Origin of the sequence: Paenibacillus wulumuqiensis, from assembly GCF_000971965.1 — a bacterium.
GTDB classification, from domain to species: domain Bacteria; phylum Bacillota; class Bacilli; order Paenibacillales; family Paenibacillaceae; genus Saccharibacillus; species Saccharibacillus wulumuqiensis.
The window spans coordinates 350,014-364,593 of the sequence record NZ_KQ040792.1; the positions used below are offsets into that span (position 1 = coordinate 350,014).

12 protein-coding genes are annotated in these 14,580 nt (G+C 51.6%); 9 read left to right on the forward strand and 3 right to left on the reverse strand.

Translation table 11 applies throughout. From position 1 onward, the window contains the following. Nucleotides 1-19 precede the first annotated feature (19 nt). On the forward strand, nt 20-691 hold the full coding sequence (locus tag WH45_RS01515) for an NAD(P)H-dependent oxidoreductase (protein ID WP_046212619.1): 672 nt from the start codon (nt 20-22) through the stop codon (nt 689-691). A gap of 205 nt (nt 692-896) precedes the next feature. On the opposite strand, the gene WH45_RS01520 is transcribed toward WH45_RS01515, so the two are convergent. Then, entirely contained in the window at nt 897-1,082 is a 186-nt protein-coding gene (locus WH45_RS01520) for a CsbD family protein (RefSeq protein ID WP_046212620.1), read from the reverse strand. Nucleotides 1,083-1,274: 192 nt separating this feature from the next. Between WH45_RS01520 and WH45_RS01525 the strand changes: the two genes are divergently transcribed. The 4 genes from WH45_RS01525 to WH45_RS01540 all read left to right on the forward strand — a co-directional run bounded on the left by WH45_RS01525 (nt 1,275) and on the right by WH45_RS01540 (nt 6,445). Further along, the gene (locus WH45_RS01525) at nt 1,275-1,940 is read left to right on the forward strand and encodes an HAD family hydrolase (protein WP_046212621.1); all 666 of its coding nucleotides are present in this window, start codon (nt 1,275-1,277) and stop codon (nt 1,938-1,940) included. A 95-nt stretch (nt 1,941-2,035) separates the two neighbouring features. Next, complete coding sequence (locus WH45_RS01530; protein ID WP_046212622.1) at nt 2,036-3,364, forward strand: cryptochrome/photolyase family protein; 1,329 nt, start codon at nt 2,036-2,038, stop codon at nt 3,362-3,364. 197 nt (nt 3,365-3,561) lie between these two features. Then, nucleotides 3,562-5,223, forward strand: coding sequence for an alkaline phosphatase (locus tag WH45_RS01535; RefSeq protein ID WP_152663459.1), 1,662 nt, complete (start codon nt 3,562-3,564; stop codon nt 5,221-5,223). A 112-nt stretch (nt 5,224-5,335) separates the two neighbouring features. Next, the gene (locus tag WH45_RS01540; protein WP_052723565.1) at nt 5,336-6,445 is read left to right on the forward strand and encodes a DUF1835 domain-containing protein; all 1,110 of its coding nucleotides are present in this window, start codon (nt 5,336-5,338) and stop codon (nt 6,443-6,445) included. 172 nt (nt 6,446-6,617) lie between these two features. Here WH45_RS01540 and WH45_RS01545 read toward each other — a convergent pair whose 3' ends face one another. Beyond that, the gene (locus WH45_RS01545; RefSeq protein WP_046212623.1) at nt 6,618-6,962 is read right to left on the reverse strand and encodes a cupin domain-containing protein; all 345 of its coding nucleotides are present in this window, start codon (nt 6,960-6,962) and stop codon (nt 6,618-6,620) included. 207 nt (nt 6,963-7,169) lie between these two features. Here WH45_RS01545 and WH45_RS01550 point away from each other — a divergent pair, with 207 nt between their 5' ends. The 3 genes from WH45_RS01550 to WH45_RS01560 all read left to right on the forward strand — a co-directional run bounded on the left by WH45_RS01550 (nt 7,170) and on the right by WH45_RS01560 (nt 9,737). Further along, nucleotides 7,170-7,433, forward strand: coding sequence for a DUF1858 domain-containing protein (locus WH45_RS01550; RefSeq protein ID WP_046212624.1), 264 nt, complete (start codon nt 7,170-7,172; stop codon nt 7,431-7,433). After that, a complete protein-coding gene (locus WH45_RS01555; protein WP_046212625.1) occupies nt 7,417-8,772 on the forward strand; it encodes a DUF438 domain-containing protein in 1,356 nt (451 codons plus the stop codon). The genes WH45_RS01550 and WH45_RS01555 overlap by 17 nt, the downstream gene beginning before the upstream one ends. A 65-nt stretch (nt 8,773-8,837) precedes the next feature. Next, the gene (locus WH45_RS01560; protein ID WP_052723566.1) at nt 8,838-9,737 is read left to right on the forward strand and encodes a DUF1835 domain-containing protein; all 900 of its coding nucleotides are present in this window, start codon (nt 8,838-8,840) and stop codon (nt 9,735-9,737) included. A gap of 373 nt (nt 9,738-10,110) precedes the next feature. On the opposite strand, the gene WH45_RS01565 is transcribed toward WH45_RS01560, so the two are convergent. Continuing rightward, nucleotides 10,111-10,959, reverse strand: coding sequence for a DUF72 domain-containing protein (locus WH45_RS01565; RefSeq protein ID WP_046212627.1), 849 nt, complete (start codon nt 10,957-10,959; stop codon nt 10,111-10,113). 299 nt (nt 10,960-11,258) lie between these two features. Here WH45_RS01565 and WH45_RS22670 point away from each other — a divergent pair, with 299 nt between their 5' ends. Continuing rightward, nucleotides 11,259-14,471 (forward strand): tail fiber protein, encoded by a 3,213-nt coding sequence (locus WH45_RS22670; RefSeq protein WP_052723567.1) that lies wholly within the window; start codon nt 11,259-11,261, stop codon nt 14,469-14,471. Nucleotides 14,472-14,580: the final 109 nt, after the last annotated feature.

Genomic DNA, 14,580 nt, shown 5'->3' on the forward strand with positions numbered 1-14,580 from the left:
AATTCGGAGGATGAAATAGATGAATAAAGAACAACGAAAACAGGAAATCCTGGCCGCTTACGAAGCCAGACATGCGACCAAAGCATTTGATCCGGAACAAAAAATTTCCGAGGACGATTTTGAATTCATTCTGGAGACAGGCCGCCTGTCACCAAGCTCTGTCGGTTCCGAGCCTTGGAAATTCCTCGTGATTCAGAATATGGACCTGCGCAACAAACTGCGTGAAGTGACATGGGGTGCACAGGGGCAGCTGCCTACAGCGAGCCACTTTGTCGTTATTCTGGCCCGCAAAAATGTACGTTACGACTCCGCTTACCTGCGTGAGCAGATGATCGAAGTGAAACAGATGCCGGAAGAAGTATTCAACCAGGTACTGGGTCGCTACAGAGAGTTCCAGGAAAATGATCTGAAACTGCTGGAAAGCGAACGCGCGCTGTTCGACTGGGCGTCCAAGCAGACGTATATCGCACTCGGCAACATGATGACCGCAGCTGCAGAGATCGGTATCGACTCCTGCCCAATCGAAGGATTCCATATGGAATCGGTAGAGAAAATCCTGAATGACGAAGGCCTGCTGGAAAATGGCGAGTTTGGCGTAAGTGTCATGGCTGCCTTTGGCTACCGTACAGACAAAGAGCTTCGTCCAAAAGCAAGAAGAACCGCAGAACAAGTGGTACAGTGGATTAACTGATCCGACTCTGTGGATGGAACGATCCAAAACTGCATGACCAAAAGAGATACTCTTGTAAATGGAGTATCTCTTTTGTCTGTCTGCATACTAGGGAACGAACCGCTTCGTGCATATGGTTTGTATGGCACAATATTCAAAAAGAGGAGAACGCCGATTGTGTCGGCGTTCTCCTCTTTGATTTGCAGTATATACGAGTCAGAAAAAATTAGTGATGGTCTTTGGCTTCGCCGACACGCTGCTGGATTTCGCCTTTGGCTTTATCCAGTTTGCCTTCAGCTTGCAGGGAGGCATTATCTGTAGCGTTACCGTATTGATCTTTGGCTTCGCCTTTTACTTTGGAAACTGCACCTTTGACCTTATCGCCCAGACCGTTATCTTTATGATTATCCATAGTTAACATCTCCTGTTCTGATTGTATAATTCGATTGTGCATCCATTCCGGTAACATCGTTTGAAAGCAACCGGCTATGTCATTTATTACCCTTCAGTCTCCTGCTTTAAACAAGCAGCACAGTGAGTTGACATTCGTCGGGCTTGTCGCCACAATAAAAGCCAGCATCCTAGCAGAGCAGGAGGAAGGTAAATGGCAATTAAAGCAGTCATCTTTGATTTTGACGGATTGATTCTGGATACGGAAAGTGTATGGTTCGAGTGCTATCGTGAAGTGCTGAGCGGGTATGAGATGGAGCTGACGCTGGATCGGTTCGCTCCAAGTATCGGTACACATGGCACCGAGTTCCTCGATTATGTGGAAGAGACGATCGGTCAACCGGGAATCGGCAGTATCATCGACCGGGAAGTATACAAGCTGCACCAGCAGAAGATGGAGCTGATTCAGGCGCGTGAAGGGGTAGCCGACTATCTGCATACTGCCCGGGAGATGGGCCTGAGGATTGGACTTGCCACCAGCTCGAATCGTGATTGGATTGAGCATTTTCTCGGAAGACTGGAATTGCGTGAATATTTCGAAGTCATCAAGACAAGTGATGATGTATCCGCGGTGAAGCCCGATCCGGAGCTGTATTTGCGTGCGACGGACGAGCTCGGAGTGAAGCCGGAGGAGGCGCTCGCTTTTGAAGATTCATTGAACGGCCTGCGCGCTGCCAAGGCAGCCGGACTGCATTGTGTGATTGTACCCAATCCAGTCACTTCGCTGCTGCCGTTTGAACATTATGATCTGAGGCTGGATTCGATGGCCGAGATGCCGCTTTCAGCCGTGCTGGAGAGACTGGCAGCAGAGAAGAAATAATACGGGTGAGCAGGGATGCCCGATATCCATAGACAGGCAGATCCATCGATATAGACTGCATCATTTGATGGTTAATATCCGGGAGGAATGTTATTTTGAAATTATTTATTCATCGTAAAGACCTGCGTATCCATGATCTCGCCGGTTTCGATTACCTGCATGAGGCACAGGCCGAGAGCATGCATCTGCTGATTCTGGACCCATTTCTGCTGCGCGGGGGCAGGGAGAAGGAACACAGCGGGCTGAATTTCCTGCAGCATGTCCGCCGCCTCGTGAATCTGTATGAACAGCATGGTCAGACACTGCATATCGCCTATGGTGAGCCGGAGCAGGTGCTGGATTATGTACTGGAGCAGCAGCAGATCGACGAAGTGGTGGTCCACCGCGACTTTACGCCATATGCGAGAGAGCGTGACCGCAAGCTGCGTCAGGCAGCCACGCAGCGGGGAGTAGCTTTTACCCTGCTGGTGGATCATATGATGATTCACGTGGAACATTTTGCCGAATTTACGGGAAAAGACGGATATTATAAAATATTTGCCCCTTTTCACCGGAAATGGCTGGATTTTCTCAGTCAGCACCCGAACCCGGTCTCTTCCACCAGTCTGGGGGAATTGAAGCTGTCCGATCAGAGAATGGATTGGCCGGAGCGTTTTCGGCCGCCTTTTCAGCTGGAGGGGTATGAACCTGCCGGTGAACCGGAGCCGCTGCTTGCGCATTTTCTGGCAGAGCTGATCGCGGACTACGGTGAAGAGAGGGATTATTATGCGATCGATCCTTCGAGCGGACTGAACCCGCATGTCGTGCTGGGGGCTGTCTCGGTACGGGAGCTGTACGACCGGGCGTCACGGCAGCAGGGGAGCGAAGAATGGATTCGCCAGATCGCTTTTCGGGACTTTTATCTGTATCAGGCGATTTATGATGAGGATTATTTCCGGTATGAGCACCGGTATGATCTGTCTGCGCTGGATGATCGTTATTTTGAAGCCTGGTATACAGGGCAGACCGGCATTCCGGTGATCGATGCTTCGATGCGTCAGCTGAACGAGACGGGGCGGATGCATAACCGTCTGCGTATTCTGTCGGCGATGTTCCTGACCAAAAATCTGCAGTGTCCGTTTACGCTCGGGGAGCAGTATTTCCGCCGCAAGCTGCTGGATTACGACAATATTATCAACCGGGGCAACTGGATGTGGTGTGCTTCACTGGGCGCCAATTCGGCACCGTACTTCCGGGTCGTGAATCCGGTCACCCAGTCGGCCAAATACGATCCGGAAGGCGATTATCTCCGTTACTGGCTGCCGAAGCTAAAAGATCTGTCGATCAAGGAGATTCATCAGCCCCGTCCGGATGCCATCGTGGATCTGAAGCGTTCACGGGCCGCCGCGATTGAGACGTACAAGGGAATTGTTCAGTCTTTGTAAAAATAAACGTAATTCATATGAAATATATGCTATAAAGAGGCGATTTTGTTAACTTCTGGTTAACAATTCGCTTCTTTTTTTACATTTCGCAGGGTTTACCGCGTACATTGTGCTGATTATTGATTGTTACAATCAACTCGTTGAATACATACGACGGCATTGGATAATGACCGCGAATCATGAGGAGATGATCATTAATGTTAAACAAGATCCGGGAAAACGGTCTGCGCAAGATGGTGTCCCCTGTAAGTGCAGGCGTACTGACAGCGGCAATGCTGCTGGGCGCACTGCCGGCAGGCACAGGAGAAGCGGCAGCCAAGGAGCAGCCGGAGATCAAAGCCAAAAATGTGATCATGCTGATCCCCGATGGCATGAGCATGGACGGTACCACGCTGGCACGCTGGTATAATGGCGGCGAAGCGCTGGCACTGGACGAGATGGCGAGCGGACTGGTACGTACATATTCGGCAGATGCAGCGATTGCGGATTCCGCACCGGCCGGCACTGCCTTTGCAACAGGATACAAATCCCATACCGGCTATGTCGGCGTACTGCCGGACCAGAACACCATGCCGGGTCTGCCTGCACTGGCACCGGGTGATGCCAAGAAACCGATCGCGAATGTGCTGGAAGCGGCCAAACTGGCCAAAAAATCGACAGGCATTATCGCCACTTCCGAAATTATGCACGCGACACCGGCCGACTTTAGCGCCCACTATCCGGACCGCAGCAACTATGATGCACTGAGCGAGCAGCAGGTATATGCAGGCATCGACGTGGTACTCGGCGGCGGCGCGCAGTACTTTACCCCTGCAGGCCGCAAAGACGGTGAAAACCTGCTGAATGTGATCCATTCCCAGGGGTATGACGTGGTGACCAACACCGCCGAACTGCAAGCTTCCCACTCCGGAAAAGTATGGGGCATGTTCGCAGACAAAGCGATGGATTACGATATGGACCGCAACCCGGTCGAACAGCCAAGCCTCGCCGAAATGACGTCCAAAGCGATTGAAGTACTGTCCAAGGACGAAGACGGATTCTTCCTGATGGTCGAAGGCAGCAAAGTGGACTGGGCAGCACATGCCAACGATCCAATGGGTATTATCAGCGATGTGAATGCATTTGACGCTGCAGTAGCGGAAGCGCTAAAATTTGCCAAGGAAGACCAGAATACACTCGTCATCGCGACGACAGACCATGGTAACGGCGGTCTGACCATCGGTGACCGTGAGACGACGAGCACGTACGATGAACTGCCTTTGTCCACCTTTATCGATCCGCTCAAAAAGGCCAAAGTAACCGGTGAAGGCCTGGAGAAAAAGCTGAACAGCGACCGCAGCAATATCGAGCAGGTGATGAGCGAATTCTTTGGCATTACCGACCTGACAGCTGAAGAAACGGCAGCGATCCGTGCAGCCAAAGCAGGCGGCATGAACGCTGTCGTCGGCCCGATGATCAGCAAGCGCGCCCATATCGGCTGGACGAGCGGCGGACATACCGGCGGTGACGTCGTATTGTACTCCTATGCACCAGGCGGCAAGCAGTTGACTGGTCTGGTGGAAAATACGGATATCGCCCGCTATATGGAATCCGCGATGGGACTGGATCTGGCAGCGGTGACGAACCGTCTGTTCGTTCCTGCAGAAGAAGGATTTGAAGCTCGCGGCGCTACCGTGACATGGGATAAGAGCGACGAGAAGAATCCGGTCATCGTCGTTACCAAAGGCACAGACACACTGCGTCTGCCTGTCTACAAAAACACAGCCCAACTGAACGGCGAGACGGTACGCCTGGAAGGCAATGTGATCTTCAATGGGGAAAAAGCCTTTGTACCGCAGCAGGCAATTGACCTGATGTAATAAGCTGGATAGTTGTTAGAACGATGTGAGATGGGATTGTTTTACAGGCTGTTCTCCGCTAGGGTATGCTTAGCGGAGAACAGCTTATTTTTGTGGAAAGGAAGTAGAAAAGATGGAGGTAGAAGATATACTGCGGATTAAAGGGATGGTGGCACAATTAAGTGCTTCGGAGCGGGATTATTATCTGCACCAGTTTCTCGCCCAGACGAACCGCCTGCAAACGGCTGATGGAGAGGTACCTGCAGCAGATCTGCTTAACGGTTATGTGAACCTCTATGAAAATCTGCTGCATCGTACTGAAAGGCGTCAGCTCCGGCAGATCCATCCGGCTTGCACGCATATTCATATGGTCTTCGGCGATTCCCAGGGAGGCATTATGCAAATGGTACTGGAATCGACCGGTGTATCGGAATGGCAGAAAATAATCGTTCTGCCTGAGAACTATGCGATAGGTCCGCTTGATCTGGATACGGAAGAAGGCAGAGCGTTACGTAGTACCTGGTTGGAAAACAATATCGCAGAGCACCGGGATTATTACAGCGAGCAATCCGATCTGGAGCAGGAATACAGCAGGCTGCTGGATCAGATCGGCAGTATTCCACCGCAGTCCCAAATAATTATCTGGGCAGACGACAATGAGGTGGAGGAGATAGGCCTTCGCCATGCCGTCTCCTTATTACAGAAATTGCCCAATCCGATAGTTCTATGCAATCCGTGCGCGCTCGCTGAGGAAAAGTATGCTCTGGATCATCCGGGAGCCCAATGTGAATACCGTTATTCGGGTGAACTGGGATTACAACAAATGGAATATGCACTGCAGCATAGGAATGAATCTGCCGTACTCAGCAGTCAATATAAGCAGCAGCTGGCAGCAGAGTGGAGAGAACTTTCCAGCCAGCAGAGCGTACTGCGTATTCTGGACGAGGGACAGATCCGGCAGGTGGCGCCTGACTATTTCGATCAGGACATCCTCCAGCGGCTGGATACAGTGAGCAATCATTCTGAAGATGGGCAATACGAATTTTGCCGGGCAGCACGTGTGATTGGTGAGGTGTATGGATGCTCAGATCGTTTTATCGGGGATGCGTATTATGAATATCGTCTCCGGGAAATGATTTACAGCGGCGTATTGGAAGTGCAGGGAATACCTGCGGGGATGCGATATTACAGTGTCCGACGCAAGGTGCAGAGCAGCTGGATGGATAGGTTTGTATTTGAATAAGTGAATGAAAAGAAGTGATTTCAATTTAAAATATGCAGCCTGCATTATATGTAAACACTAGCTAGATTACTGTACTTCTACATAGCAAACGGCTTGGACCCCAGCCTTTTCCAAATGAATGGAAAGCTTTGGTTCAAGCCGTTTGTTTGCCTATATATGGATGAACTACCGATTACCCCAGATCCTGTGCATACCCCGGATCAGGAATATTCACCAGCGTAACATACAGGCTCGACCGATCATGATCCCCGCTGCGATACGACATCAGTTCCTTGCCCTGTACATGCACTACATCCCCTGCGGCTACCGGAGTCTCGGTTCCATCACAATCGATCATCCCTGTTCCTTCGCTCACCAGAATATACACATCGGCTCCGGGGTGGCGGTGGGCAGGCAGCTGCTGGCCGGGTTCAAAGTTCAGTGTAAACACGGTGCTTTCCGGCTGCTTGAATATAATGCGCTTGGTGAAGCGCTCATTCTCGTACGGTTGAAATTGGCTTAATGATGTATGTTCCATAATTCATCTATCCCTTCATTAACCTCATTATGATTACAGCATAGGCAGGCAGCACACCTCATACAGGCGGCTATAGTTTCATTATAAAATGTCTGCTGCTGCAGGTAGTGATTACAATCACTAAGTCGGTTTTCCCGGCATGCTATCGTACAGTTATAAGCATATTACGCTTCAAAACGCATATGTTCTAACGAAAGGGACAGCATAATGAGCAAAGTGATTGCCATGAATCTTCCCGTTGCTGAACTGGCCGCCAGAGACCCGCATATTATTACGATTATGCAGGAAATTGGCTTTACCGATATTACACGTCCCGGCATGCTGCAGACCGCCGGACGCTTTATGACACTGGAAAAAGGTGCCGCTCTGAGACGGATCCATCCCGAACAGATCCGCCAGGCATTTGCACAGCATGGATATACCGTACTCATGACCACCAGGGAGGAAATGAACAATGAGCGAGCTGATTAACAACCGTGAAGCAAGAGGACCCTATACAGGTGAACAGCCTGATTCCCATACCGTAAATGCGCAGCGTCAGGATATACTCAAGCAGCTGATCAAGGAACTGCATGACGGTCAAAGTGTAAATGATGTCAAAGAACGTTTCCGCGAGGCAGTCGGCCATATCTCTGTCGCCGAGATCTCCCGGTTGGAGCAGGCGCTGATGGAAGAGGAAGGCATTCCGGTCAGCGAAGTCCAGCGGCTGTGCAGTGTACACGCCGAGATGTTCAAAGGCTCTATCGACGATATTCACCGCCCGGCAGCGGGTGCACCGGAAGAGCAGCCGGGACACCCGGTGCATACTTTTAAAATGGAGAACCGGGCGATTGAACGGCTGGTACAGTTTACCCTGTCCCTGCATATGGATCGCTTCCGCCGGGAGCAAAGTGAGTCCCACCGCATCCAGCTGCTGGAGGATATGAACCTGCTGTATGACGTGGACAAGCACTACAGCCGCAAGGAAAATCTGCTGTTTCCGTTTCTGGAGAAGTACGGGATTCACGGACCGACTCAGGTAATGTGGGGCGTAGATGACGGCATCCGGCTGGGGCTCAAAGAGATCAAGGGACTGCTGACCGGCTATGCGGCGGTGGATCAGATGGAGCCGGTCTCTGCCGAGGATCTGCTCGGTCTGATGGAGCGGGTGCTGCAGGAAGTGACCGATATGATCTTCAAGGAAGAGCATATTCTGCTGCCGATGGCGCTGGAGACGCTGACCGAAGATGAATGGCTGCAGATCGCCCGGGAAAGTGCCGAGATCGGTTACTGTCTCGTCCCTCCCGAGCAGGAGTGGATTCCAGAGCGTGCACCCGAGCCGACATTACAGCAGAATGCAGACGGAGCCTCTACGGAAGCAGGTGCCCAGCCGGGTGGAGCAGAGGGGAATCTATCGCCGCTGCAGGATGGTCTGGTTCGTATGGGCACCGGGATACTGTCCATTCATCAGCTGGAGACGATGCTCAATCATCTGCCGGTCGATCTGACCTTTATCGATGAGAATGATGTGGTACGCTACTTTTCCCATGGTAAGGAGCGGATCTTCGCCCGCACCAAAGCCGTGATCGGACGGACCGTGCAGAACTGCCATCCGCCGCAAAGTGTACATGTGGTGAATGAGCTGCTGGCTGACTTCAAGGCAGGCCGCAAGGATGCCGAGGATTTCTGGATTCCGCTCAAGGACAAGTTTGTCTATATCCGCTACTTTGCTGTTCGTGATGCGGAAGGCACGTATATGGGCACGCTGGAATTTACACAGAATATCAAGCCGATCCAGGAACTGAGCGGTCAGAAGCGCATTTTGTCCTGATGGGATGCAGCCTGTTACAATGGAAATAAATACGCGCTGTACAGCGCATCAGGAGGCGATTCCATTTGAACAGGCAGGAAACATGGAGACCGGATGATCACTGCACTCATGTCCATATCGTTTGCGGCACTTCCATAGCCGGCAGTATGAAGGTCGCGCTGGCCAAAGAAGACCCATCGGGCTCCCACAAGCTGATTGTACTGACCGAGAATTATGCGATTGGACCGGTGCAGCATCTGGATTCGGCAGCGGGAAGGGCTGCGCGAAGTGAATGGTTCAGGAACCATATCGCCGGCTGCGCGAATGAAAGGGAGCCGGCCGAGGAGCAGTACACCGAGCTGCTGGACGATATAGCCCGGATTCCGGAGCAGGCCCGTATTATCATCTGGGCCGATGATAATGCCTGTGAGCAAATGGGGCTGCGGCATGCCCTTTATCTGCTGCGCAGCCTGCCTCAACAAATAGCGGTATATAATCCATGTGCTATCTGCGAGCAGCTGTACAACAGTGAGGATGCCGCCCAGCATTATCATCATTCCGGCGAGATTCCTTCCGCCAAGCTGCAGCAGGTACTGCAAATGACCGGGAACGATACACATTATCTCGATGCCGGGCAGCGTGGGCAGCTATCTGCTGAATGGCAGACACTTACGCAGCAGAACGGTGTCTTGCGCATATGGAACAACCACCAGGTGCAGGAAGTTCCGGTGGATTACCATGATGCCTATTTGCTGGACAAGCTGGATAAACTTCGGCCGCCGACTTCCGGCAATAACGATTTCCTTATTGCTGCCCGGCTGATTGCTGAGGCGATGGCCTATAATGAACAGTTTACAGGTGATGCCTTTTGGGAATATCGTCTTCGGGAACTGGTCTACAACGGCGTGCTTGAAATAAAAGGTGTGCCTGGTGGACCGGTGGGCTACAGCATCCGCCGCAACCGGGAACTGCCCATAGACGCATAAAAGAACAAATAGCAGTAATAAACAAATAACACGTAATAAAGTAATTGTTGATCAATTGAAGTATATACTTATTTAAGCTATTCTGGATAAAATTATCCACAGCCTATCCCCAGGCATTCGGTCAAGTTATGCGGATGCATAAGCCCGCGAGAATAAATGAATATTCATGCAAGGATGAATAATTATACATAAATGAATAATATTGTGTATGTATAAGCGAATAATCCTTGCAGCAGTACAGAATACAGCAAAAACAGCCGATCTCCCAAAGGATCGGCTGTTTGATGTGCCTGGATAATCTGTAATCCAATTATACTTGCAACGAATGAACCCTTTATCCACTGTCTGCCAGACAGTGACGCAGATTCCTCGCTCAGCTGCTGCTGCTGATATTATGCTTCTCCGACAAGGCTTCCTTTTCCGCCAGCATCCGGATCAGCTCCTGGGCATTAGGTGTGGCATCGCCTGCCGAGTTGTTGTTGAACACGATGTAGATATGATCCGTCTGTTCCTGCAGCTGCAGCAGGCGGTCACGCCACTCGGTCAGTTCCTCGGTATTGTAGTTGTACAAGTACCGCAGCTTGCGCCAGTCCGGGTGGCTGCTCTTGTGCCAGCCATCCACATTGCGGCCGTGCATGCGCACATAGGTCGCCTGCCGGGATGTGGCAGCCGTAATGATCGGGATTGAGCCCATTCCGGCCTGCGGCTCATCCACAATCGTATGAATCCAGCCTTCCTTACGCATGAATTCCAGCGTACGCTCACGGAACTCCGGCATGTACCATGTCTGGTTGCGGAACTCCAGCGCACATGGGACGTCTTTCATCAGTTCACGCGTCTCGCGCAGTGTCTCCACATTGTCCCGGTTGCAGTCAAACCATGGCGGATACTGGAACAGTGCCATCCTCAGCTTGCCCGCATCAATCGCCGGTTTGAGCGATACATGGAACGCCTCGAACATCTCTTCCTTGGTATCAAAGTAGTTCTTTTTGCCGCGCAGATGCCCGGTCATGCCCTGATACGCCTTGAAAATAAAGCCAAAATGCTCCGGTGTCTGTTCGACCCATTTGGTCACATTTTTGACCGGTTGTACCGCATAAAAGGAACTATCGATCTCCACAATCGGGAAATGCTGGCTATAGGCAGGCAGCCGCTCGGGCGCTTTTATTTTTCCATATAGTTCGGGATGATCCCCGAACCCAGTTAATCCGACTTCAATCATGGCGGTTCGCCTCCTTTGCTGCTGGAGCAGGTTGATCCGGCGCGCGGATCTTCATTCAATACAGCTTATTAAACGAATGCTTACAGCGCCTAAACAGATACAGGGCTATATATGCGCCAAGCCCCTGACAGCAAGGGATTCGATCCATTTTCATATTAAAATTAAAATAGATTTTCTTTCGGTAAAGCATCGTTTACACTTAGATCATCATAATAGTCTTACCTGTCCGGCATCAGACGAAGCGGCGCACCGGTATTTATGAAATGATGGATTATATTAGAGAAACAGGGGATGAATAAATGATTAAACAAAAGCTTGGGTTGCTGAGCAAAGTATGCATAGTAATGATGCTTCTGTTCTGTTCAGGAGGATTGCTTAACCCGTCTACACTGATCCAGCAGGCGTCTGCAGGGGGAGCAGAACCATATCTGGGAGAGATTCGGCTGTTTCCTTATCCATCTGCTCCGGAAGGGTGGACCTATGCCGCTGGGCAGAACCTTTCTATTCAGACCAATACAGCATTGTTTGCATTGATCGGTACCAATTTTGGCGGCAATGGGCAGACGACGTTTGCACTGCCTGATCTGCGCGCCAAGGCACCCGCAGGAATGGGTTATTACATAGCGATGCAGGGAGCTTTTCCGAGTCGTGATGAAGGAATGCACGGAATCGGCAATGCCCTGCTGAGTGAAGTGAGACTGTTCCCGTATAACTTTGCACCGACGGGATGGATTCCTGCGAAAGGACAGCTGCTGAGCATATCCAGTTACCCCGAGCTGTACGCCAGGATCGGCCTTACGTTTGGCGGAGACGGAAAGAATACTTTTCAGCTGCCCAATCTGCCCGATCCTCAGGATAATGTGCATTATCTGATCTCCACCGATCCTACTTACTACAATCATGTGACCGGGATGGAATATTTGGGAGGACTTCTTCCTTTTGCTGTTCCCGTAACTGTGGATTCTCTTGTTCAAGCCAATGGATCGCTGCTTTCCATTGCAGACAATCAGGCATTATACAGTCTGCTGGGGAACCACTTTGGAGGCGATGGCACGAATAACTTTGGGCTGCCCAATCCGAATGGCAGCCAGGCGGAATTAATCTATTATGTATCTCTTGGAGGGATCTATCCTTCTTTTGAAGGAATCTCGCCAGCTGCGCAAAATGACAATTATTCCACGTCCAAAAATCAGGTGCTTACCGTTAGCGAAAGCGGCGTGCTGGGCAATGATTCCAATGCTGCCGGTGCGTTTTTGGTGAATTCCACCACGCATGGAACTGTAATGCTGTCCAATAGCGGAGCTTTTCGCTATGTGCCCCATACCGATTATGTAGGGACAGACAGCTTTACGTACGGAGCCTCCAATAGCTACGGCAGCTCGCTTGCCACGGTGACGATCACTGTCAATGAGACTGCTCCGCCGGTTGTCAGCGGAGTGCAGAATGATGGGATTTACAATACGGCAGTTACGCCTTCATTTACAAGCGGCACAGCGGTATTGAACGGCCAGCCGTATACAAGTGGCACGGCAATTACGGCAGAAGGCACGTATACGCTGAACGTTACCAACAATATCGGTACAACCAGTGTCCGATTTACGATTGATCGCACGCCGCCTGTAGTGACGGGCGTCACGTATGGACAGATGTATACGACCGGACCGGTGATTACCTTTAATGAAGGTACAGCGGTGTTGGATGGCCATCCATTTGTCAGCGGCAGCGCGGTGAATGCGGAAGGTTCGCATCTGCTTGTTGTTACCGATCCGGCAGGCAATGTCAGCACGGTGGCTTTTAGCATGTATTTGCCGCGAACGGTTACTTTTGACAGCCAGGGCGGGTCGCCGGCAGCCGAGCAGACAGTGAACTATGGAGCCTATGCTGTTCAGCCTCCGGCACCGACCAAAACAGGCTATACCTTTGGCGGTTGGTATGTCGATACCTCCTTCACCGTACCATTTGAATTTAACCATACGGCAGTAACCGGCAATCTGACCGTCTATGCTCGCTGGACCGTGAACAGTCATACCGTTCGCTTTGATACGTATGGCGGTTCGGCAGTAGCGGATATGGCTGTTATCTCTGGCGAAAAGGCAATGCAGCCAACTGCGCCATCCCGCACCGGTTATCTGTTCGCCGGCTGGTATACGGATAGTGCGCGTACTCAGCCATTTGATTTCAATCTTACACCGATCACCGGCGATCTGATGCTGTATGCCAAATGGGTGACCGAAGCTTATACCGTAACATTTAACACCTATGGTGGCACGGATGTACAGGATGTATTTGTGGAATATGGCGGTACGCTCGCAGAACCTGCACAGCCGGTGAAAAATGGCTACCGGTTCGATGGCTGGTATACCGATGGCGCGCTGTCGGAGCGCTTTCGCTTTGGCGTGACACCACTCACCGGCAATCTGACGCTGTATGCCGGATGGCAGCTCAATCCGGTAACAGACGATGACGATGATGATCGTCCAGCCGGTTCACCGATCACAGCAAGCTCCACGAACGGACAGCTGACCCTTCCGATCGGACGTGCGGGGGAAGTCAGCATTGGCTCCGGTATCCGGCTGCAGATTCCTGCCCATGCGGCAGCGGAAGAACTGAAGATATCGATCAATCGTCTTGCCGACAGCGATACACAGGGATTATGGACGAGTGGAATCAAGCCGGTCAGCCCGGTGTATGAGCTGCTCAAGAATGTCTCCCGAAATTTTAACGTTCCGGTGACACTCACTCTGACATTTGATCCATCGGGATTAACTGGCAGCCAGACCCCCGGCATCTATTATCTGAACGAAAGTACAGGCGTCTGGACGCTGGTCGAAGGCAGTCGGATGAGTGGCAATCAGATTACGGCGCAAGTGGACCATTTCACCAAATTCGCTGTGCTCGCAGCGGATACGAATACTAGTACTGTCACACCACAGCCGACTACAGGTAGCGATACAGCAGCGGATGCTGCACCGGTGACACTCAGCGATATTGGCGGACACTGGGCCGAAAAGAGCATTCGTCAGGCGGTAGATGCCGGTATTGTCAGAGGTTATGCCGATGGGTCCTTCAAACCGGGGCAGGCGGTGACCCGCGCCGAATTTGCGGTCATGCTGCTTCAGGCCATGGGATTGCCGGGAAGCGAGACGCCGCTTGCCTTTACCGATAAAGAGACCATCGGCAGCTGGGCCCGTCCGGCGATTGCCGAGGCGGTACGACAGGGCTGGGTTCAAGGCAATGCGGATGGTTCCTTCCGTCCGAATGATCGGATAACCCGCGCCGAAATGGCTGTGATGGCAGCCGCAGCGCTGCATAGTGATGTTATGTCCCAGCCGAAGACTACCTTTACGGATGACAAAAAGATTCCTGCATGGGCACGTGGGGCAGTAGCGGCCATGCAGCAGACCGGAATCATTAACGGCAAATCGGCCAATACCTTCGATCCTGCCGGTCAGACGACACGGGCCGAAGCGGTCAAAGTCATCATGATGATCAGAGCCATGCGAAGCAGCTAGGATTGCAGATTCGTTCTTACAAGCAGCAGACATATGCCATCTACCGGTATATGTCTGTTTGTGCAATAATTCTTTAATTTGGTAAGCCGCTGATATTTCTTCTACCGGA